A 20719-nucleotide genomic window follows, 5' to 3' on the forward strand; every position below is an offset into this window, starting at 1 on the left:
GCGGGAGCACCCGCCAGGTCGACGCCGACCGTCGCCGGTCTCGTGGTGGGAGACCGTGGCAGGCCGGCGCCGGCCGTTGTCGTTCGAGGGGCGGGAGGTACCCACGTCAGCACGACGGTCGTCGTGGTGGCGACGCTGCGGCAGGTGGCCGCGCCGAGCCCGCTACCAGCCGTTTTGGTTGATTACGGTGGCGTCGGGTAACCTTTCTCCTCGGCGGGTTCAGGTACTTGACATTGAACGGATGCCACACGGGCCTATAGCTCAGGCGGTTAGAGCGCTTCGCTGATAACGAAGAGGTCGGAGGTTCAAGTCCTCCTAGGCCCACTCCCGAACATGACAGTAGGGTGGGAACCATGAAGATTCTCCTCACGGTCGGCGTCGTGGTCGCGGTTCTCTTCGGAATAACCAAGCTGCGCAAGCGTGACGAAGCGGACCTGTGGCACGAGGTCACCACCCGCTGAAAATCATTCCACCCTCGGGGACTCGGGGCCTTAGCTCAATTGGCAGAGCACTGCCTTTGCAAGGCAGGGGTTAGGGGTTCGATTCCCCTAGGCTCCACTCAACCGGCGCGTGCTCGTTCAGAGCACGCGCCGATTCTCGTTTCCGGGCTAGAGGTCGACGGCGGCGGCGCGCAGGCGGGCCAAGGTAGGGGTGTCGGGCCAGGTTTTGGCCAGGTAGCGGGGTGGGGAGAGGGTGCGGACCGGGACGAGGTCGGCGTTGGCGACGAGGGTGGCGAAGGGGATCGCGAGGGTTTCGATGATCTCGTCGTTGTCGTCGGTCAGGCAGAGGTCGATGTAGTCGGCTTCGGGGAGCAGGGTATCGATCTCGGCGGCCCAGGGGGCGATGGTGTAGAAACCATTGTCGCTGTGCGCGAAGAGGAGCTCGCAGGGGTACGCGGGATCGATGCCGAACGGCGCGAAGCCGTCTTCCTCTTCCAGCGCCTCCATGAGCTCCTGGTGCTGTGCCTGGTACTCGGTGGTGGCCAGGCCGCAGCGCGCCCGGTTGGCGGCGGGCAGTTGCGGATGCGGGCCTGCCCGGTCGAACGGGACGACCACACCGCGCTCGTCGGTGGTGTAGGCCTGCGGGGAGAGGCGGCGCACCGCGTCGACGTACTGGTCCTCCACGGCGTCGAAGAGCTGCTCGAGGAGTTCTGGCTCGTCCAGCGTGAGGATGAGGGCGTCGTCTTCGGGGATGAAGGCGACCGCGCGGCGGCCCTCGGCGCCGAGCGAGGCGAGCCAGCCGGGGAGGAGCGGCCAGGACGTCGCGTAGAAGTCGCCGGTGTCGACGATTCGGGTGAGCCCGCCATCGGACAGGTCGATCGAAGGCGGTTTCGCGGCGAGGTTCTCCCGCGCGGCCTCGAACACCTCGAAAACGGTGACGCCCCAACCCGTCACGTGATCGGTGGTGACGAGCACGCGCTTGTCGGGCATATCGATCGCGATCAGCTCGTCTATGAAAGGAAAGGCCGGGCGCGAGAGCGGGCGCATGGCCTGCCCGCCGTAGGTGGACGGGCGCAGCACCGGAAACAGCGTGGGCCGCGCGCTTTCCCAATCCGTGGGGACTTCCTCGTCGGCGCGCAACGCCGAGAGGAACCGCGTGACGCGCTCCGACCGGTCCTCGGCCGTCAGGTCGGCGGTATCGCGAAAGATGTTGTGCAGGTTGACGACCAGGCCATCGGGCAGTTCGAAGCAGAACTCCTCGGGTTGGTACTTCGCGCCATCGATGCCGAGGTCGTCGAGCCTGCGGCGCACCAACGCGGCGAACTCGCTCGGCGTCGGCGTTGATGAATTATCCACTCGGCCAACGTAATCACCCGCACCGACAACCGCAGCCCGGTGCGCTCACATGCCGACGCAGTCGATGATCGGGGCGGGGTAGTCGGCGTCCGCGCGCCACGGCAGATGGATACGCGGCCCCTCCAGGTGCGCGAGTTCGGGTATCCAACGGCGGACGTAATCGCCGTCGGGGTCGTAGCGCTTGGCTTGGCGCAGTGGGTTGAGCACGCGATTCGGCCTGGTGTCGGTGCCGGTGCCCGCCACCCACTGCCAGTTGAGCTGGTTGTTGGCGAGGTCGGCGTCGACGAGCAAGTGCAGGAAGTGGTCCGCGCCGATGCGCCAATGCACCCGAAGGGATTTGGTGAGGAAGCTGGCCGTGATGAGTCGTGCGCGATTGGGCATCCAGCCCTCGGCGCGCAGCTGGCGCATGCCCGCGTCGACGATCGGATAACCGGTGCGGCCATCCCGCCAGGCGTCGACCGCGCGCGGATCGTCGCGCCATCGGATCTGGCGCGCGCGGTAGTCGTGCCAGGCGGCGTCGGGCCGGGCGGCGAGGTGCTGGTGGTGGAAGTCGCGCCAAGCCAATTGCCTCGCGAAGGCCTGACCACCCTCGGTCGACATGTCGACGCGGTGCACCACCTCGGCGGGGGACAGGCAGCCGAAGTGCAGGTAGGGCGAGAGGTGGGAGGTGGCGTCGGCGGCCAGATCGTCGCCGAGCCGCGCGTAGTCGGCCAGCGGACCGGACAGCCAGTCGCGCAGCAGTTTCCGGCCCGTCGTCTCGCCGCCGACGGCCAAGTGCGGCGAGGATTCACCCGTGCACAGATCCTCGGGCTTCGGCAGCGGGTCGCCCGCTATTCGCGGCAGGGTGAGGGCGCGTGGTTTGCCGAGGGGCTTGCGCCGGTGCGCTTCGGTCCACCGCCGGAAGTAAGGAGTGAAGACCGAGAAGTGATCGCGACCGGTGGACGGCACGAGCAGCTCCGGGTCGACCGCGGTGACGGTGGCGGCGTGCTCGTCGACGCGACAGTCGCGGTCCCGCAAGCGTTCTCGCAATCTCCGCGCTCGCGATCGGCTGTACCCGCTCACATCCTCGGCGAGATGCACGCCGGCGGCGCCGGTTTCGACGACCACGCGATCGACCTCGTCCACCACGTCACCGCGGCGCAGTACCAGTCTTCCGCCGGTCGCACGGAGTTCGTCGTCGAGTTCGGCGAGGGCGGCGGCGAGGAAGCGGGCGCGGTTGGGCGGGCAGCGATCCGGCACCAGCTCGCGGTCGACGACGAACAGCGGAACCACCGTGTCGCCCGTCCGGTGCGCCGCGGTGAGCACCGGATTGTCGTGCACCCGCAGGTCGCGGGTGAACAGCGCCACCGAGGTGGTCATCGGCCGGCTCCCGGGCCCCACGAGGGTCGCGCCGCGCGGGCACGGGCGGCTCTTCCGTACCGGCGCGAACGCGACCCTCGCGGGGTCCGCACGCTGTCGAACATCACGCCGTGCACAGCGGCTCGATCGTGGACAACCCGCCCGTCGTCGGCGAGGTGAGGTAGAAGCACGAGTCTTGGCCCGCCGCGGCGATCGCCGCCCGCACGTCCGACCAGGATCGCTGGTCAAGCGCGGGTTCGCGGGCGAGCACGAAGCCCGAGGTGCGGTCCGGGTCGGTCACGAGGGCCCACGAATAGTCCGGGCCGAGCGCGGTCACGATGTAGTTCGTCGGACCGTCCAATTGATCCTGGGTGAGGACGCCGGGAAAGCTGACGTGCAGCTGCGCGTTCGTCGCTCGATCGTTCACCCGCGCGGTGCCGCGGATCTCGTTGACCGTACCGGTCCAAGTGATGCAGCGATTGTGCACGGCGATATCGCCGCGCGGGTCCAGCGCGTAGTCGGCGGTGGTGTCGCGGGCGCAGGCCAGGTTGAAGTACTGCGGTATCGCGGCGAGCTGTCGCCACTGGCCGAGGTAGCGGTCGAGTTCCAAACTGGGCACCGGGGCGGGCGGCTCGGCCGTGGCCGTTCCTGCTGCCGCACCGGCGACCGCGACGACTGCGGTCGCCAGACGCGCACACCATCGTGCTGTTCGGCGCGAGTCCATGGGACCTCCTCGGATCGGCGACTCTGGCCATGCTATCAGTCAACGATGCAGAAACGATGCAAGTTCTCCGCCGGGTTCGACGCGAATCCGGGCGTCCATGCGGAACCGGACGACCCCGACCGGGCAGAATGAGACGATGACCGCCGGTTCCGCCTCCGTTCCCGACGCGGCCGGTTACACGGTGCGCGCGGTGGCCGAGCGTCTCGGCATCCCGACGGCGACGCTGCGCAGCTGGAACCGCCGCTACGAGATCGGGCCCGCCCAGGATCGCCCCGGGCGCCACCGCCTCTACACCGAATCCGACATCGCGCTGCTGGAGCGGATGCTCGAACTGATCCGCGGCGGCGCGAGCCCGGCGGGCGCCGCCGCGGCCGCACGCGGGCCCGTGCTGGCGCTCGGCGATCGGACCGCGCTGCTCGCCGCCGCGTTCGCCCTGGAGACGGGCACGGTCACCGCCCTCGTCGAATCGCACGTTCGCGCCCACGGCGTGGTCGACACCTGGGAACGCCTGTGCCGCCCGGCTTTTGCCGAGATCGTCGCGCGACAGGGCAGTGGTGAGGGGTGCGTCGATGTCGAACACCTGCTCTCCTGGTGCGTCACGGCCGCCATGCAACGAACGAATCCGCCGGTCGGTCCCGCAGGCACCGTGCTCGCCTGCACCAGCGGCGAAACGCATTCGCTGCCACTCGATGTGCTGCGCGCCGCGCTGGCCGAACGCGGTGTCGGCGCGCGGATGCTCGGGCCCGACGTTCCGACCGCGGCGTTGGTGGACGCCCTTGCCAGGCAGCGGGATCCGGCCGCGGTGTTGCTCTGGTCGCAGCGCGAGTCCACGGCGTTGACCTCGGCTGTTCGCGCGTGTCTCGCGGCAGGTGCGCGCGTACTCCTCGGCGGTCCGGGCTGGGACGACGTGATCCTGCCGGACGCCGCCGCGCGGGTGGCGAGTCTGGCGGACGCCGTCGATCGGCTGCGCTGACTTCCTTGTCAGTGCCTGGTCCGCCCGAGCAGATGACGCAGCGCCGCGTCGAGGCCGGGAGTGCGGAATTCGTGTCCCGCCGCGACAAGCCGGGTCGGCAGGACGCGCTGGCCCGCGGCCGCGAGTTCGCGCGCACCCTGCTTGCCGAGCAGTAGGTTCGGGCCGAAGTCGGGCACAGGAAGGAGCGCGGGACGGTGCAGCACGCGGGCCAGCACCTCGGTGTATTCGCTGTTGCGTACGGGATACGGCGCGACGGCGTTGATCGCTCCCGCTAGGGATTCGTCCCACAGCGCGCGGTGGTAGACGTCGACCAGGTCGTCCAGCGCGATCCAGGAAAGCCATTGGCTGCCGTCCCCGATCCGTCCGCCGAGGCCCGCGGTGAACAGCGGGCGCAGCAGCCGCAGGGTGCCGCCGCGCGGAGACTGCACGATGCCGGTGCGGATACGGACCGTCCGTACTCCGGCCTTCTCGGCGGGGCGGGTCGCCGCCTCCCAGTTCGCGACCACGTCGGCGAGAAAACCGTCGCCCCAGTCCGCCTCCTCGGTGAGCGTCTCGTCGCCGCGGTCGTAGCCGTAGTAGCCGATGGCGGAGGCGCTGACGAATGCCGAAAGTCCGGAGCGCGCGGCGAGTTCGGCCAGCTTGCGGGTCGGTTGGATCCGGCTGTCGGCGACCGCCCGCTTGTGCCCCTCGGTGAACCGTCCCGCGATCGACGCGCCCGCCAGGTGGACCACCGCGTCGACACCGTCGAACAGCGCGGGGTCGGGATGGGCGGGATTCCACTGGCGTTCTTCGGGCGTGCGGGCCGGATGACGCACCAGCCGCAGCACACGGTGGCCGCCGGTACTCAGGAAGGCGCACAGCGCGGTGCCGACCAGGCCGGACGCGCCCGTCACCGCGATGGTCGCCGGACCGAAGCCGTGCTCGGCGGCGCGGTGGTGGGCGAGCAGGTCGTCGGCCAGCTGGCGGTACCGGTAGTCGAACATCGGGCGAAGCACGAACTCGGGAATCGGCGTCCGCACCCGATCGATCACGCGCGTGTGGCGGGCGCCGACCTCCTCGAATTCGTGCACGTGCCGCCAGCGGAGCAGCCCCGCGGCGGGCAGCGAGGCGAGTCCGTTCGCGGCGACGGCGTCGACGAACCGTTGCGGTGGGAGGTAGCAGTCGGGATCGTGCCGCGCCACCCAGCGCAACCCGCCGGGCAGACCGAGCACGGCGCGTCCGCCCGCCAGCGAATCGGCCTCGGCGATCGGGGAGACCGGCTGCCACGGCGGCGCGAGCCTGGTGAACGCGCCTGGGCGCGCGTACCAGGCGAAGACTTCGGACCGGGGCGCGGCGACAACGCTCGAGCACTCGATGCCCATGTCTCGACTGTAGTCGCGTGCCGCTCGGATGAAACGTTTATGCGTCGTTCGGCTTCTCGATCGGCAGCGGACCGTGCTTGTCCAGGTGCAGGTACGTGTAGCCGGTGACGAGCATGCACACCACCGTCGCCGTGATCAGCATCGCCCAACCCGCGACCAGCAAGCTCAGCAGACCGCCGATCAGCGCGCCGAGCCCGAAGGACAGGTACAGCAGGAAATACCCGAGCCAGTCGGCGTAATCGCCGCCGCCGATATGGCGTTCGATGCCTTGGCCCAACTTGACCAGTGTCCCGGTGACGTAGCTGAGCGGCACCGAGACCTCGCCGTCCTTGACGAACGAGGTGTTCAGCGCGCCGACGCCGAAGGCGACGAACAGGATCGGGACGAAATCGATCCGGGACGTATCGGTCACGTTGTAGAGCACCAGGTCGATGATCGAGGCCAGCGCGAGGCACACGGTCGTGAGCAGGGTGGGTCCGTGCGGATGACCCGACCAGTAGTGCCTGCGGCACCAGGAGGCCACGACCACGCCGGACAGGAACGCGGTCAACAGCAGCGCGGCCGCGACGGCCAGGTCGGGTTCGTCGTGGAACGCGCCGAGTACCGCGCGCTCGGTGTTGCCAGTCATGAAGGTGACGAAGTAGCCGGCGGTGTGCATGAACGCCGCGGCGCCGATCAAACCGGCCAGCGCGGCCAGTACCCAGGAGAGTCGGGCATCGGCGTCGAAGAGTTCCTTTCTGCGGTCCTCATCCGGCTGTTTCACAGGTCAGACTCCTCACGCGGTGGATGCGACCTCCCCAGTGATACCCGCGCGTCCTGAGAATCAGCTGACCCGACGCTGGGTGTGTCCAGGGGTTTGCCGGACTTGTGCTGTCGACCCCGTCACCCTGCTGGGGACTCGGCGGCCGGATCACACTGGCGCCGTGCTGCCGTCGCCTGGCTGCGGACCTGCTCTTCGGATCACACCGGCGCAGCAGCGGCCGCGTCGTAGGCGGTCCGCGCCTCGGCGATCTCGCGCTGATGATCCTCGGTCCAGGTGACCAGCGCCTGGATGGTCTCGTGCAGGCTGCCGCCGAGCGGTGTCAGTTCGTAGTCGACCCGCGGCGGGACGACCGGATACACGGTGCGTCGCACCAGGCCGTCGCGCTCCAGGTGACGCAGCGTACGGGTGAGCATGCGCTGGCTGACCCCGTCGATCTCGCGGCGCAATTCGGTGAACCGCATGGTGCGTTCCGCGAGCAGCGCGATGGTCAGCAGCGACCACTTGTCGGCGATGCGGTCGAGGATCTGGCGCACATCGCAGTCCTCGCGGGTGTCCCACTGGCGTGCGGTGTAGTCCTCGGTATCCGCGCAGTAACCGAGTGACTCAGAAGTGCCGTCTTCCACAGCTCTTCATGGTGTCCGATGATGCCCTTGGTTACAAGAAGTAACCGACAGTCGCATCGGGAACCGAAAGGACTTCGGCATGACCCAGAAGGTCGAGGATTTCGACGAGATCGAGGCGGAGTTCAACGCCTACGTGGGGCGCATCGTGTACGCGACGATGGTGACCGTCGACAGCAAGAACCGCCCGCGCACCCGCGTGCTCATCCCGGTCTGGGAGCGGGTCGACGGGGCTCCGCTCGGCTGGCTCGCCACCTACAAGACGCCGGTCAAGGCGGCGCACATCGCGCGGAACCCGCACGTCAACTTCTCCTACTTGGCGCGCGGCAACAACTCCGTCGCGGTGGACGCGACGGCCGAGTGGGTGGACGACCTCGCAACGCGCCGACGGGTCTGGGACCTGTACGCGCAGACCAGCCCGCCGGGCGCCGGCTATCACCTCGGCCAGTTCTGGCGCGCGCCGGACGATCCGACGCTGCACATCATGCGGTTGGAACCGTGGCGCGTCCAGGTGATTCGCGGCGCCGATCTGCGCAGCCGGATCTGGCAGCCCGCCGTCGAGGTCGCGCGGACCGGGTAAGTGCTCGAGTCGGTCGGACGCGGCCTTCGATCGGGCTAGCGTGCAGGAGTGGATTCTGTGCTCGACTATCTCCTGACCGAACCGCCCGGCGCACCGGTCGACTCCGTGACGGCCGCCTGGGCCGGGCACCGCGCGGTCGCGGCCCGTTTCGCGTCGCCGGTGGATGCCGCGATCGCGGGCGGTTTCGCGGCCGACCGGCTCGGCTTCGCTTTCCTCTCCGGCTACCAGGAGGCGCTGCGCGCCCTGCTGCCTGAGTTGCCTGCCGAGGACGCCGTCGCGGTCTCGGCCACCGAGGCGGGCGGCGCGCATCCCTCGGCCATCCGCACCGCGCTGACCGAGCGCGACGGCGCGGCGACGATCAACGGCACCAAGACATTCACCACGCTGGGCAGTCTGGCGCGCAAGCTCCTTGTCGTCGCCAGCGCGGGCGGCGCCGACGACGGCCGAAACATCCTGCGGGCCGCCCTCGTCGAGACCTCGGCGCCGGGCGTCGCGGTGACGGATCTGCCCGCCGCGCCGTTCGCACCCGAGATTCCGCACGCCACCGTCACTTTCACCGACGCGCCCGCGACCGTGCTGCCCGGCGACGGCTACACCGATTTCCTCAAGCCGTTCCGCACCATCGAGGACGTGCACGTGCTCGCCGCCGCGCTCGGCTGGCTGGTGCGCGTCGCGCGCGAGTCGTCCTGGCCGCGCCCCGTGCTTCAGCAACTGCTCGCGCTGGTGGCGGCGGTGCGCGGGTTGGATCTGAACCGGTCGGGATCGCCCGGTGTGCACATCGCGCTCGGCGGCGTCTTCGAGGAGTTCGGCCGGGTGGTCGACGAGCTCGCGCCGCTCTGGCGGATCGCGGATCCGGTCGCGCGGGACCGTTGGGAGCGGGATCGCCCGCTGTTCGGCACCGCGGGCCGGGTGCGGGCGCAGCGGCTGGCAACCGCCTGGCGCGCGGTCGGCTTCGACACCGAGAGCACCGACTGAAGGCGAGCGAAAAGGTCCGGAAATGGGGAGCGGGCCTCGGCGAAGGGGGGGAGTTAGCCGAGGCCCGCGTAAGGTCGGCCCGGGGGGGAGGGGCCGACGTGACTGATCCTACGCGAAGATTTGGGATTGTGTGCGCATGGGGGTAGCCACTTTCGAAGAAATTTGGCACGGCGGCACGCGGTGCGATTGCTCGGTCGCGGCGTCGACCGCGCGCCCCGTGCGAGTCGTGCGGCAGGTCCGTGACCTGGCGTTTGTCAAAGACGTTGCGGTGCAGCCCTTTCCAGGACGATTCCGGAGCGGCGGCGCGAAAAGCGGTTCCGAGCGGAAACATTCCGAGTGGTCGCAGTGTGGCGCGAATCCCTCCGCCGACCCGCGAGCGGGCTTGATTCTGCCGGGTTTGTCGCGTGTCGCGGCGGTCTGGGCATGTCGGGCGGCTGCCGAAATCTGTCGTACCCCGGTGCGAGTATGTGCCGGTGGTCACTGGAACCGGTACGGCGGCCGCCGCGTGCGGAACGGCGCGGCGTGAGTACCGCGCGCGCGGGAAACGGGTAGTCGCCTACCCGCGACCCGGCTGGGTCGCGCGCGGGACCATCGAACCGGTCGCATCCCGTTCCGGTACCCCCGAGCACCGCCTGGACCGGGATGCGGCCTTTCGCTGTCCGGCCCGAGGTGAGCGGCCCCCGAACAAAGGGGATGCGCACAACCGGAGTCAGGACAATACTGACCCCCGTATCGGTCGGTCGTCCGATCCGTTGACAACGCCTCGACGCCCGGGCGGGAGGCGTCGAACGTCATTCGACATCGAGAATTCACGAACGTCAGGAGAATCATGCCCGACGCAATAGTCGCCGAGGGTCTGGTCAAACGCTACGGCCAGCTGGTTGCCCTCGATGGACTCGACCTGACGGTGCCGGAGGGCACCGTCACCGCCCTGCTCGGCCCCAACGGCGCGGGCAAGACCACCACGGTCCGGGTGCTCACCACCCTGCTCGTTCCCGACGCGGGCCGGGCGACCGTCGCGGGCATCGATGTCCTGCGGAATCCGCAGGCCCTGCGGTCCAGGATCGGTGCGTCGGGCCAGTACGCCGCCGTCGACGAATACCTCACCGGCTTCGAGAACCTCGAGATGGTGGGCAGGCTCTATCACATGGGCGTGCAGCGCAGTAAGGAGCGCGCCCGCGAGCTGCTGGAACGCTTCCGGCTCAGCGACGCGGCCGACCGGCCGGTCCGCGGCTACTCCGGCGGCATGCGCCGCAGGCTCGACCTGGCGGGCGCGCTGGTGGCCAACCCGCCGGTGCTGTTCCTCGACGAGCCGACCACCGGTCTGGACCCGAGGGCCAGGCTGGACCTCTGGGACGTCATCGAGGAGCTGGTCGCGGGCGGCACCACGCTGCTGCTCACCACCCAGTACATGGAGGAAGCCGACCGGCTCGCCGACTCGATCGCCGTCATCGACCACGGCAAGGTCATCGCCCGCGGCACCGCCGACGAGCTGAAGACCCTGGTCGGCGGCGATCGTGTCGAACTCACCGTCGACCACGTGGACAAGCTCGCCATCGCGCAGCAGGCGCTGAAGGGCCTCGCCGACGGGGAGATCCACCTCGAACCAGGTCTGCGCCGGATCACGGTGCCGGTCAGCAACGGGTCCCAGGCGCTCGTCGACGCGATCGGCCTGCTCGCGGCCAGCGACGTGCAGGTGCACGACGTCGGCCTGCGTCGTCCGTCGCTCGACGACGTGTTCCTGACGCTCACCGGGCACGAGGCCGAGGAGCTCGTCGGTGGCGATGCCGTGGACAAGCGCGCGGGAGACGCCGCGGCGAACGGCTCCGGCGGAGCGAAAGCCGCCGAACGACTCGAAGCTACGGAAGGAAAGTCCCGATGACCGCGACGACGACAGTTGTGGAGGCCCCGCCCAGCATGGGTCTCGGCGAACGCCTCTCCATCGTGGTCAGCGACAGCGTGACCATCGCCAAGCGCAACGTCATCAAGATCAAGCGCGTGCCCGACGTGCTGATCTTCTCGACGCTGTCGCCGATCATGTTCGTGCTCCTCTTCGCGTACGTGTTCGGGAACGCGATCCAGGTGCCCGGCATGGAGGGCGGCTACCGCGAGTTCCTGATCGCGGGCATCTTCGCGCAGACCGTGGTGTTCGGTTCCTCGTTCACCGGCGCGGGTCTCGCGGAGGACATGCAGAAGGGCATCATCGACCGGTTCCGCTCGTTGCCGATGGCGTCGTCGGCTGTGTTGGTCGGCCGGACCGTCAGCGATGTGGTGATCAACGTGGTCAGCCTGGTGGTCATGTCGCTGACCGGTCTGCTCGTCGGCTGGCGGATCCGCGGCTCGTTCTTCGACGCGGTGCTCGCCTACGTCCTGCTGCTGCTGTTCGCCTACGCGGTGTCCTGGATCATGGCCGTCGTCGGTTTGCTGGTGCGGGCGCCCGAGGTGTTCAACAACGCCAGCTTCATGGTCATGTTCCCGCTGACCTTCCTGGCCAACACCTTCGTGCCGATGGAAAACCTGCCGACCGTGCTGAAGGTGTTCGCCGAGTGGAACCCGGTCTCCGCGCTGACCCAGGCGACCCGCGAGTTGTTCGGCAACACCAGCCCGATGGTGCCGGTCTCGGACGCCTGGTCGATGCAGCATCCGGTGGCGACCACGCTGATCTGGGTGGTCGTGATCCTGGTGGTGTTCGTGCCGCTGGCCCTGCGCCAGTACAAGCGCACGGTCAGCCGCTGACCGAGGTCAGCGGCTGTTTTCCGCGCCGGCTCCCGCGACGGGGGTCGGCGCGGAGCCGTTTCGGGAGTAGCCGATGCGCGGCGGCTCCGGCGCGGGCTGCGGCGGCAGCGGTCGCTTGCTGCGGACCAGCCAGGCCACGCCGCCCGCCAGCGCGGCGAGACCCCCGGCGATCAGCCGGTTTCGAGAACGTGCGGATACGCGTAGACGCCCCAAGCTCATTCGACCACTTTGGCACAGCCGGGTGAATAGCGCAGTAAGTGCCGACCGGTCTCGACGCGCCCCGAGCCCGCCCGGGCGGTGCGCCGGATCGCCCGGCGTACCTCCGCCATCGCCGCGGCCACGCGCGGCTACGGGCTTCGTCCTGCGGCGCTGATCTAGCATGGCGGTCGTGACCTCACCGATTCAGACCGCCGGTGTGACGCTCTGCACGGACCACGGCGATATCAAGCTCGCGCTCTTCGGTTATCACGCGCCGAAGACGGTGCGGAACTTCCTCGGGCTGATCGACGGCTCGGCGGCGTACACCACCGAGAACGCGAGCGGAGGCACCACCGGCCCGTTCTACGACGGCACCGCCTTCCACCGGGTGATCGACGGCTTCATGATCCAGGGCGGCGATCCCGGTGACACCGGTCGCGGCGGCCCCGGCTACGACATCGCCGCCGAATTCCACCCCGAGCTGCGCTTCGACCGCGGCTACCTGCTGGCCATGGCGAACGTCGGCGCCCGCACCAGCGGCTCGCAGTTCTTCATCACGGTGAGCCCGCAGCCGCACCTGAATCGCAAGTACACGATCTTCGGCGAGGTCGTCGACCCGGATTCGCGCAAGGTCGTCGACGCCATCGCGGCGACGCCGACCGATCGCAACGACCGTCCCAAAGAGCCCGTCCGTATCTCCACCATCACGATCGATTGAAGCGATGAATCCTCAGCCGCCCGCACCGACGTGCGCCCGCCATCCGAATCGACCGACCGGCCTGGCGTGCACTCGCTGCGGGCGGCCCGCCTGCCCGGACTGCCTGCGGCCCGCCGCGGTCGGGCAGCACTGCGTCGACTGCGTGCGTGCGGCGGGCACCCAGGTCCGTCCGGTCCGCACGGTCGCGGGCGCGCCGGTCGCCACCTCGACCGCCCCGCTCGTGACCTACGGGTTGATCGCTTTGAACGTGCTGTTCTACGCGATCACCGCGGTCCAGGCGAGCAGCCTGGCCGACAACTACCGGTCCAGCCTGTTCCTGCGCTGGGCGCTGGTCCCTCGGTTGGTGGCCGACGGCGAGTGGTTCCGGGTGATCGGCTCCGGCTTCCTGCACTGGGGGCCGCTGCACCTGGCGCTGAACATGTTCGCGCTCTACATCGTCGGCATCCAGTTGGAGCCGTTCCTCGGGCGGGCACGGATGCTCGCCATCTATATGGTCGCCCTGGTCGGCGGCTCGGCGGGCGGCATGCTGCTCGAGCCGGTGAACACGATCGGGGCGGGCGCGTCCGGCGCGGTGTACGGGATGTTCGGCGCGGTCGCGGTGCTGCTGATCCGGCTGCGGATGAACGCCACCCAGATCCTGGTGATCATCGCGATCAACGTGCTGCTCAGCCTCTCGCTGCCAGGCGTGTCGCTGTGGGTGCACCTGGGCGGACTCGTCGCGGGCACGCTGGCGACGATGGGCGTGCTGTTCCTGCCGCAGTGGGTGCGCGCGAAGAGCCCCGAGTCGGCTCGCACCATCGGGTGGGTCGCCATCGGCGCGGTCGGCGCCGTCTCGCTCGCGGTCATCGGCGTCGCGGCGGCGATGGTGTCCTGAGCCGGCTTTCGGCTCGCTTCACGTGAAACATCCGCTGCCGCAGGTCTGATCGTGTGCGCCGAGCCGCTGTCGGCGAGAGTGCATCCGACCTCCGCGTATGGCCGGAGCGAATGCGGAGGTATGCCTAATCCGAGGGCAGGTACGCGAGCCGGTGCGCGACGAGCGCTTCGAAGACGTCCTGCGGCGCGGTGCCGAGGTCCCAACGGCCGAAGATCAACAGCCGCTCCTGGCCCTCGTGCTCGACATCGATCTCGAGCATCGGCGACTTGCGCCCGAGGCGGCGGTAGCTCACCACCCGCGCCTTGACGATCTGCTCGGGCCGGTACTCGGCAGGTCCGAGCAGACCCCGCACCACCAGGCGAGGATCGGCGCCGGTATGGATGGACAGGCGCGGTCGCTGCCGAAAACCGAGCCCGGCCAGGGCGAGCAGACCCGCCGCGGCCAACCCGATGAGCAGCCGACTCGCGGCATCCGCTGCGAAGATCGCCGCACCCGCGAGGATCACACCGCCGACGGCCACCGCGACGAGCGCGGGGGTCGGCGTGGTCCACGCGAGACGCGGTTCCACAGAGGGGGATTCAGGGTTCACGCGGCACTCTCCCCAATCGGTCCTCGAGTTGTCCACAGGGTCATCCACAGGTGTGCATGAATGACACGTCTGTAATCCCGAAGGAGGTGGATCAGCGCCACCGCATGGTCATAATCAGTCCGACGACCATGAGCCCGAAACCGATCAGGAAGTTCCAGGCGTTGAGGTCGTTCATCCAGCTGATCTGCTCGGCGGCCAGGTAGTAGACCAGCAGCCACACCAGACCGGCCAGCATGAAGCCGAGCATGATCGTGACGTACCAGACCGGCGACGGGCCCGCCTTCACCTTCACCGGGGTCCGGCTGGCGGGGTTGATCGTGTAGTCGGTCTTCTTACGGACCTTCGACTTGGGCATGACGTCCTCGTATTCGGCGTTCAGGTCGGTACCGGCGGCTGATTCAGTTGACTGTCTACCGAGCGACGTCGCCGCGGCCGTTCCGGCGACAGCGCGAACGGCCGGGGCGAGGCTCGGAGGCCCTCCGGTGTTCCCCCTAGGCTATCCCAACTGGTAATGGATGCGACGGCCTCCCGCGTCGCCACGTAATCTCGAACCATGCGTGTACTGGTCGTCGACAATTACGACAGCTTCGTCTTCAACCTGGTGCAGTACCTGGGCCAGCTCGGGGCCGAGGCCGAGGTCTGGCGCAACGACGATCCGCAGCTCGCCGACGTGGACGCCGTGGCCGCCGATTACGACGGCATTCTGATCAGTCCCGGCCCCGGTACGCCCGATCGGGCGGGTGCGAGCATCGACCTCGTGCACGCCTGCGCCCGAAGCAACACGCCGCTGCTCGGCGTCTGCCTCGGGCACCAGGCGATCGGCGAGGCTTTCGGCGCGACCGTCACCAGGGCGCCCGAACTGCTGCACGGCAAGACCAGCTCGGTGTTCCACGTCGGCGCCGGCGTGCTCGCCGGTCTGCCCGATCCGTTCACCGCGACCAGGTACCACTCGCTCACCGTGCTCGAGGACACCCTGCCCGAGGACATCGAGGTGCTCGGCCGCACCGAATCCGGGATCGTGATGGCCATGCGGCACCGCACCCTGCCGATCCACGGCGTGCAGTTCCATCCCGAATCGGTGCTCACCCAGGGCGGGCACCGGATGCTGGCGAACTGGCTCGAGGTCTGCGGCGAGCGGCCCGCCGAGGGTCTGGTGGAGATGCTCGAGGCGGAGGTCGCGGCACTGGTGTTGCAGTGACAAGGCCGTACGTGCTGCTGTCGGTGGCGGTCAGCCTGGACGGCTACATCGATGACGCCGGTCCGGAGCGGCTGTTGCTCTCCGACCCGGCGGATTTCGACCGCGTCGACCGGGTACGCGCCGAGTCCGACGCGATCCTGGTCGGGGCCGAGACGTTGCGCCGCGACAATCCCCGGCTGCTGGTCAACAGTGCCGAGCGCCGGGCGGCGCGGGTGGCGGCGGGCAAGCCGGAGTTCCCGCTCAAGGTCACCGTCACCGCGCGCGGCGATCTGGACCGTGAGCTCAACTTCTGGCACCACAGCGGGGCGAAGGTCGTCTACACGACCGATTCCGGCGCGGCGCGGCTCGCCGATCGGCTGGTCGGCATCGCCGACGTGGTCGCGCTCGGCGCGGAGCTCGACTTCGGGGCGCTGCTGGACGATCTCGGCCGCCGCGGTGTGGGCCGTCTGATGGTCGAGGGCGGCACCGCGATGCACACGGCGTTCCTGGCGGCGGATCTCGCCGATGAACTGCACTTGGCCGTCGCGCCGATCGTCGTCGGTGATTCGGCCGCGCCCCGGTTCCTCGCCGACGCTCGATTCCCCGGCGGTTCGACCCGCCGCAGGACGCTCGCCGGGGTCGAGAGGGTCGGCGATATGGCCGTGCTGCGCTACCTCCTCCGTCCAGGGAGCGGAGCCGCCTCGTGAACGGAGCTCGGTCATGAACGGAGCTGTGTCGTGAACGCCGACCACACCGATCGGTCCGAGGCCGACCGCCGCTTCATGCGCCGAGCGATCGAACTCGCGCGCCAGTGCCCGCCGAGCGACACCGCGTTCTCGGTCGGCGCGGTCGTCGTCGCCGACAGCGCGGAGATCGCGACGGGCTACTCGCGGGAGACCGACGAAAAGGTGCACGCCGAGGAATCCGCGCTGAACAAGCTGCCCGCCGACGATCCGCGGCTGGCGCGGGCGACGATCTACAGCACACTCGAGCCGTGTTCGCGGCGCGCGACGGCGAGCAGGCCGCCGTGCACCGATCGCATCCTGCGCGCCGGGATCGGGCGCGTCGTCATCGCCTGGCGGGAGCCGACGACCTTCGTGGTGAACTGCGTCGGCGTGGAGAAGCTACGGCAGCACGGCGTCGAGGTGGTCGAACTGCCGGAGCTGGCCGACGAGGCGATGTCGATGAATCGGCACCTGGATCTGTCGTAACAACAGCACCGTGCCGTTGGTGAGTCGGACGGGTTTCCGAACCCGCCGCCCGGAAGTCTGCGGCTCCGGACGACGGGCACACTTCCGCCTCCGCTGAGGCAGCTACCTGGTCACGGCCTGCCGTAGACCGCCGTCACGAATTCGCTGAGCTGGTTGTCGTCGAGGTGCCTGGCCAGATCGGCCTCGCTGATCATGCCGATCAGCTTCTTGTTGTCGATCACCGGCATGCGCTTGATGCGATGGCTCTCCATCTCCTCGAGCACTTCCTCGACATCGGCGTCGGCCGCGATCCACCGCGGGGTCGCCTCGCACAGTTCGGCCGCGCGGGTGTTGGCCGGTGCGCGGCCCTGCGCCACGCATTTCACCACGATGTCGCGGTCGGTGATGATGCCGCACATCCGTTCGTTCTCGTCCGCGATGACGAGGGATCCGACGCCGAGCTCGGCCATCATGCGCGCCGCCTTGCCGACCGTCTCGTCCTTGGAAATCCACTGAGCGCCGGGCTTCATGATGTCCCTGGCAGTGGTCATGGGGCTGCCTCCTGTTCCATGCTGATTGCTGGGTTCGGATGGAGCAGCCACAATTCTCGCGCCGATCACACCGACCGGTCGCCTCTTTCCGATAACGATCGGGCCGGGCTCGGGTCAGACCGGCCCCGGCATCACGGCGGACCGAGCACTCCGGTGGTGATGGTGATCGTGCCGTTGTTGGAGATCGACGAACCGGGCGACGGCTGCTGACTGATGATGCGGCCGACGCTGCCCGCGTCGAAGGTGCCGGTGGTGTTCTGGTTGATCTGGCTCGTGCTGCCGGTCCAGCCGCTCTGGCGCAGCTTCTCCACCGCCTGGGATGGCGTGAGGCCGACCAGGCTCGGCATGCTGATGTCGCCGCTGGACACCCGGACGGTCACCGTCGAGCCCTTGTCGGCGTTGGTGCCGCCCGCCGGGTTCGTCCCGATGACCTCGCCCTTGGGCCGCGGGGACTGCACCTCCTCGATGACGATCTTGAAACCGGCGCTGTCCACCAGGTTCGGCTGGGCCACGCTGATGTCCTGCCCGACCAGGCTCGGCACCCGGACCTTCTCCGGCCCCTTGCCGAGCCAGACCACGATCGCCTGGTCCACGTCGACCCGCGCGCCCGCCGAAGGCTCGGTGCCGATCACCTTGTCCAGATCCTGTGCGCTGGACTCCTTGCGCACCACGTTCGGATCCATCCGCAAGCCGAGGGCGTTGAGTTCCTGCTCGGCCTGCTGCACCGTCAGTCCGTCCAACCGCGGTACCTGCACCTGGTCGGGCCCGCTGGAGACCTGCAGCGTCACCGTGCTGCCCTTGTCGATGCGGGAACCGCCGAGCGGCTGCGTCGCGATGACGTTGCCGTCGGCCACCTTGCTGTCCGCCTTCTGGTGGATGGCCACCGTGAAGCCGAGCTTCTCCAGCGCGTCTTGCGCCTGCGACTGCGACCTGTTCGACAGATCGGGCACGGCCACCTGGTCCGGCTTGCTTCCCGGACCGATCAGCACCCAGAACAGCCCGAACACCACGGCGAGCGCGGCGGCCGCGCCGAGCGCGAGGTAGGCGGTGCGGCGCGAGTCGCCCGGTTCGGCGGGCTCCTGCTCGGCGGTGTCGTCGTTGCGTTCGACGGTGCGGAAGCTGCGCGGCGCCGGCTCGGTGTTGCCGAATACGGTGGTGCGATCCTCGTCGGTCATCACCATTGGCGCGCTCGGCTTCTGGCCGCCGAGCACCCGGATCAGATCCGCGCGCATCTCGGCGGCGGTCTGGTACCGGTTGGCCGGGTTCTTGCTCATCGCCTTGAGCACAACGGAATCCAGCTCGCGCGGCACGCTCGCGTGCACGTGCGAGGGAAGCCGAGGATCCTCGCGCACGTGCTGATAGGCGACGGCGATCGGTGAGTCACCGGTGAAAGGCGGTTCGCCCGTGAGGATCTCGAAGAGCACGCAGCCCACCGAGTACACGTCCGAGCGGGCGTCGACGGTCTCGCCGCGGGCCTGCTCCGGCGAAAGGTATTGCGCGGTACCGATGACGGCCGCGGTCTGGGTCATCGGGTTGGAGCTGTCGGCCAGCGCGCGGGCGATGCCGAAGTCCATCACCTTCACCGCGCCCGCCCGGTTGATCATGATGTTCGCGGGCTTCATGTCGCGGTGCACGATCCCGGCCTTGTGGCTGAAATCCAGTGCGGCGCAGACGTCCGCGATGATCTCCATCGCGCGCCGCGGCGGCAGCGGACCCTTGCCGCGCACGATGTCGCGCAGCGTCTCGCCGTCCACGTACTCCATCACGATGTAGGGCAGCGGACCGCCGTCCACCTCGGCCTCGCCGGTGTCGTAGACCGCGACGATGGCCGGGTGGTTCAGTGCGGCGGCGTTCTGCGCCTCACGCTTGAAGCGCAGGTAGAACGTGGGGTCGCGGGCCAGATCGGCGCGCAGCACCTTGATCGCCACATCCCGGCTCAACCGCAGATCGCGCGCCTTGTGGACCTCCGACATACCGCCGAAGCCGATGATCTCGCCCAGCTCGTAGCGGGAAGAGAGATTCTTCGGGGTCGTCATCGTTGTCCTTGTGAAGGAGTAGCGGGCGCGCTGCGAGTGTTACCGGGACCCGAGGCACCGGGATTCTCCGGAAATGGTAAGTCGAAAGTCGGGAACAGGGTGCGGGTGGTGGTCGGACTCGTCGTCTTGGTCGTCTTCGTCGTAGTCGGCGCCGTAGTGCTCGGCGGCGCCGTCGTCGTGGGTTCCGGAGTCGTCGTCGGCGGCTCGGTGGTGGTCGGCGTCGGCTCGTCGGACGTGACCGGCGGCGGGGGCGGCACGAACCTGGTGGTGGTCTGCGGCACCGTCGTGGTGATCTGCGCGGGCGGCGGTGCCACCGACGAGGTGACCGGATCGCGCACCGGATCCGGGTTGGTGTCGCCGCCGAACAGCAGCCAGATCGCCGCGCCGCCGAGCAGCACCGCGCCTGCGCCGAGACCGGCCAGCGCCTTCTGCGTCGTCGTCCACGGCCTCTTGCCGGGCGGCTGATCGTTCGATCCGCCCGGGTTCATCATGGTCGCGGGCCCGCTCGCCGCCGCGCCGCCGATGGCGGCGGCCGCGGGCGTGCTGTACCGCACGGTCGCCCCGTCGGCCTGACCCGCGGGCAGGATGACCGTCGGGCCGGGCGGCAGCACCCGGGTGGCGCCCGCGGTGAGCGGCCCGGCGGCCGAACCCGCGCTCAGCGGCGGCGGCGGACGGTGACCCGCGCGCACCGCGGCCACCGCGTCGGCGAACTCGCCGCCGGTGGCGTAGCGCATGTTCGGGTCCTTGGCCATCGTGATCTCGATGAGCTCGCGGACGTTGGGCGGCAGATCCTCCGGCATCGGCGGCGGATTCTCGCGGACGTGCTTCATCGCCACGGTGATGGCGCCGTCGCCGGTGAACGGCCGCTGTCCGGCCAGCGCCTCGTAACCGACGACGCCGAGCGAGTACACGTCACTGGCGGCGGTCGCGTCCTCGCCGACGGCCTGCTCCGGCGCGATGTACTGCGCGGTGCCCATCACCATGCCGGTCTTGGTCACCGGGCTCGCGTCGACCGCCTTGGCGATGCCGAAGTCGGTGATCTTCACCTGACCGGTCGGCGTCACCAGGATGTTGCCCGGCTTGACGTCCCGGTGCACCACGCCAGCGGCATGGGCGACGTCGAGCGCGCGGCCGGTCTGTTCGAGCATGTCGAGGCCCTGGAGCACCGAGAGCCTGCCCATGCGGTTGAGCACGGTGTTGAGCGGCTCGCCCTGCACCAGCTCCATGACCAGGTAGGCGGTCTCGCCCGCGCTCGGGTCGTAGGTCTCGCCGTAGTCGTAGATGCCCGCGATCCCGGAGTGGTTCAGCTGCGCGGTGGTCTTGGCCTCCGTGCGGAACCGGTGCCGGAAGGTCGGGTCGGCGGAGAACTCCGCCTTGAGCACCTTCACCGCGACCCGGCGGTCCAGGCGGGTGTCCAGCGCCTCCCACACCTGACCCATGCCGCCGGTGGCGATCAGACGTTGCAGGCGGTAGCGATCGGCGATCATCGCACCGTTGTTCAGCATCGGGGCCCCCGAACT

Annotated in this window: 23 protein-coding genes and 2 tRNA genes; 13 read left to right on the top strand and 12 right to left on the bottom strand. The window is 69.3% G+C overall.

Features of this window, described 5'->3' with window-relative positions; translation table 11 throughout:
• Nucleotides 1-250: 250 nt before the first annotated feature.
• The 3 genes from NAM01S_RS17000 (at nt 251) to NAM01S_RS17005 (ending at nt 558) form a co-directional block, all read left to right on the top strand.
• A tRNA-Ile gene (locus NAM01S_RS17000) sits at nt 251-324 on the top strand.
• Between the two features lie 29 nt (nt 325-353).
• Nucleotides 354-461: a DLW-39 family protein gene (locus tag NAM01S_RS36150; protein WP_218018413.1), complete on the top strand. Its 108-nt coding sequence runs from the start codon at nt 354-356 to the stop codon at nt 459-461.
• Between the two features lie 24 nt (nt 462-485).
• Nucleotides 486-558, top strand: a tRNA-Ala gene (locus tag NAM01S_RS17005).
• Between the two features lie 50 nt (nt 559-608).
• Here NAM01S_RS17005 and NAM01S_RS17010 read toward each other — a convergent pair.
• The 3 genes from NAM01S_RS17010 to NAM01S_RS17020 form a co-directional block, all read right to left on the bottom strand.
• Entirely contained in the window at nt 609-1796 is a 1188-nt protein-coding gene (locus NAM01S_RS17010; RefSeq protein ID WP_157107770.1) for a DUF1444 domain-containing protein, read from the bottom strand.
• 45 nt (nt 1797-1841) lie between these two features.
• Nucleotides 1842-3155, bottom strand: coding sequence for a cryptochrome/photolyase family protein (locus tag NAM01S_RS17015; RefSeq protein ID WP_067786348.1), 1314 nt, complete (start codon nt 3153-3155; stop codon nt 1842-1844).
• A gap of 103 nt (nt 3156-3258) precedes the next feature.
• Nucleotides 3259-3858, bottom strand: a complete 600-nt coding sequence (locus NAM01S_RS17020) for a lipocalin family protein (protein ID WP_067786350.1) — start codon at nt 3856-3858, stop codon at nt 3259-3261.
• A gap of 136 nt (nt 3859-3994) precedes the next feature.
• Between NAM01S_RS17020 and NAM01S_RS17025 the strand changes: the two genes are divergently transcribed.
• Nucleotides 3995-4831: a MerR family transcriptional regulator gene (locus tag NAM01S_RS17025; RefSeq protein ID WP_067786424.1), complete on the top strand. Its 837-nt coding sequence runs from the start codon at nt 3995-3997 to the stop codon at nt 4829-4831.
• Between the two features lie 8 nt (nt 4832-4839).
• Here NAM01S_RS17025 and NAM01S_RS17030 read toward each other — a convergent pair whose 3' ends face one another.
• The 3 genes from NAM01S_RS17030 to NAM01S_RS17040 form a co-directional block, all read right to left on the bottom strand.
• Nucleotides 4840-6192: a TIGR01777 family oxidoreductase gene (locus NAM01S_RS17030; protein ID WP_067786352.1), complete on the bottom strand. Its 1353-nt coding sequence runs from the start codon at nt 6190-6192 to the stop codon at nt 4840-4842.
• Between the two features lie 37 nt (nt 6193-6229).
• Complete coding sequence (locus tag NAM01S_RS17035; RefSeq protein ID WP_067786354.1) at nt 6230-6955, bottom strand: YoaK family protein; 726 nt, start codon at nt 6953-6955, stop codon at nt 6230-6232.
• 197 nt (nt 6956-7152) lie between these two features.
• Entirely contained in the window at nt 7153-7578 is a 426-nt protein-coding gene (locus NAM01S_RS17040) for a winged helix-turn-helix transcriptional regulator (RefSeq protein WP_067786356.1), read from the bottom strand.
• A 79-nt stretch (nt 7579-7657) separates the two neighbouring features.
• On the opposite strand from NAM01S_RS17040, the gene NAM01S_RS17045 reads away from it, so the two are divergent.
• The 4 genes from NAM01S_RS17045 (at nt 7658) to NAM01S_RS17060 (ending at nt 11866) form a co-directional block, all read left to right on the top strand.
• Nucleotides 7658-8155, top strand: coding sequence for a pyridoxamine 5'-phosphate oxidase family protein (locus tag NAM01S_RS17045; protein WP_067786358.1), 498 nt, complete (start codon nt 7658-7660; stop codon nt 8153-8155).
• A 48-nt stretch (nt 8156-8203) separates the two neighbouring features.
• Complete coding sequence (locus tag NAM01S_RS17050) at nt 8204-9130, top strand: acyl-CoA dehydrogenase family protein (protein ID WP_067786360.1); 927 nt, start codon at nt 8204-8206, stop codon at nt 9128-9130.
• A gap of 829 nt (nt 9131-9959) precedes the next feature.
• Nucleotides 9960-11012 (top strand): ATP-binding cassette domain-containing protein, encoded by a 1053-nt coding sequence (locus NAM01S_RS17055; protein ID WP_067786362.1) that lies wholly within the window; start codon nt 9960-9962, stop codon nt 11010-11012.
• A 35-nt stretch (nt 11013-11047) separates the two neighbouring features.
• On the top strand, nt 11048-11866 hold the full coding sequence (locus NAM01S_RS17060; protein ID WP_067786427.1) for an ABC transporter permease: 819 nt from the start codon (nt 11048-11050) through the stop codon (nt 11864-11866).
• 6 nt (nt 11867-11872) lie between these two features.
• Here NAM01S_RS17060 and NAM01S_RS17065 read toward each other — a convergent pair whose 3' ends face one another.
• A complete protein-coding gene (locus NAM01S_RS17065; protein ID WP_067786364.1) occupies nt 11873-12085 on the bottom strand; it encodes a hypothetical protein in 213 nt (70 codons plus the stop codon).
• A gap of 169 nt (nt 12086-12254) precedes the next feature.
• On the opposite strand from NAM01S_RS17065, the gene NAM01S_RS17070 reads away from it, so the two are divergent.
• A complete protein-coding gene (locus tag NAM01S_RS17070; protein ID WP_067786429.1) occupies nt 12255-12782 on the top strand; it encodes a peptidylprolyl isomerase in 528 nt (175 codons plus the stop codon).
• 4 nt (nt 12783-12786) lie between these two features.
• Entirely contained in the window at nt 12787-13656 is an 870-nt protein-coding gene (locus NAM01S_RS17075) for a rhomboid family intramembrane serine protease (RefSeq protein ID WP_067786366.1), read from the top strand.
• 124 nt (nt 13657-13780) lie between these two features.
• Here the strand turns inward: NAM01S_RS17075 and NAM01S_RS17080 are convergent, their stop codons facing one another.
• The gene (locus NAM01S_RS17080) at nt 13781-14245 is read right to left on the bottom strand and encodes a PH domain-containing protein (RefSeq protein ID WP_067786369.1); all 465 of its coding nucleotides are present in this window, start codon (nt 14243-14245) and stop codon (nt 13781-13783) included.
• A gap of 91 nt (nt 14246-14336) precedes the next feature.
• A complete protein-coding gene (crgA, locus tag NAM01S_RS17085; protein ID WP_067786371.1) occupies nt 14337-14600 on the bottom strand; it encodes a cell division protein CrgA in 264 nt (87 codons plus the stop codon).
• 198 nt (nt 14601-14798) lie between these two features.
• Here crgA and NAM01S_RS17090 point away from each other — a divergent pair, with 198 nt between their 5' ends.
• From NAM01S_RS17090 to NAM01S_RS17100, 3 genes are read left to right on the top strand one after another with little or no spacing between them, the layout of a single operon-like run.
• Nucleotides 14799-15443: an aminodeoxychorismate/anthranilate synthase component II gene (locus NAM01S_RS17090; protein ID WP_067786373.1), complete on the top strand. Its 645-nt coding sequence runs from the start codon at nt 14799-14801 to the stop codon at nt 15441-15443.
• Nucleotides 15440-16129 (top strand): RibD family protein, encoded by a 690-nt coding sequence (locus tag NAM01S_RS17095; RefSeq protein WP_067786376.1) that lies wholly within the window; start codon nt 15440-15442, stop codon nt 16127-16129. The genes NAM01S_RS17090 and NAM01S_RS17095 overlap by 4 nt, the downstream gene beginning before the upstream one ends.
• 30 nt (nt 16130-16159) lie before the next feature.
• On the top strand, nt 16160-16633 hold the full coding sequence (locus NAM01S_RS17100) for a deaminase (protein WP_253798933.1): 474 nt from the start codon (nt 16160-16162) through the stop codon (nt 16631-16633).
• A 110-nt stretch (nt 16634-16743) separates the two neighbouring features.
• Here the strand turns inward: NAM01S_RS17100 and NAM01S_RS17105 are convergent, their stop codons facing one another.
• The 3 genes from NAM01S_RS17105 to NAM01S_RS17115 form a co-directional block, all read right to left on the bottom strand.
• The gene (locus tag NAM01S_RS17105; protein WP_067786378.1) at nt 16744-17163 is read right to left on the bottom strand and encodes a CBS domain-containing protein; all 420 of its coding nucleotides are present in this window, start codon (nt 17161-17163) and stop codon (nt 16744-16746) included.
• Nucleotides 17164-17294: 131 nt separating this feature from the next.
• The gene (gene pknB / locus NAM01S_RS17110; RefSeq protein ID WP_067786380.1) at nt 17295-19199 is read right to left on the bottom strand and encodes a Stk1 family PASTA domain-containing Ser/Thr kinase; all 1905 of its coding nucleotides are present in this window, start codon (nt 19197-19199) and stop codon (nt 17295-17297) included.
• Nucleotides 19196-20704, bottom strand: a complete 1509-nt coding sequence (locus NAM01S_RS17115) for a protein kinase domain-containing protein (protein ID WP_067786382.1) — start codon at nt 20702-20704, stop codon at nt 19196-19198. The genes pknB and NAM01S_RS17115 overlap by 4 nt, the downstream gene beginning before the upstream one ends.
• Between the last annotated feature and the right edge of the window lie 15 nt (nt 20705-20719).

It is taken from the genome of Nocardia amikacinitolerans NBRC 108937 (genome assembly GCF_001612615.1).
Classification (GTDB): domain Bacteria; phylum Actinomycetota; class Actinomycetes; order Mycobacteriales; family Mycobacteriaceae; genus Nocardia; species Nocardia amikacinitolerans.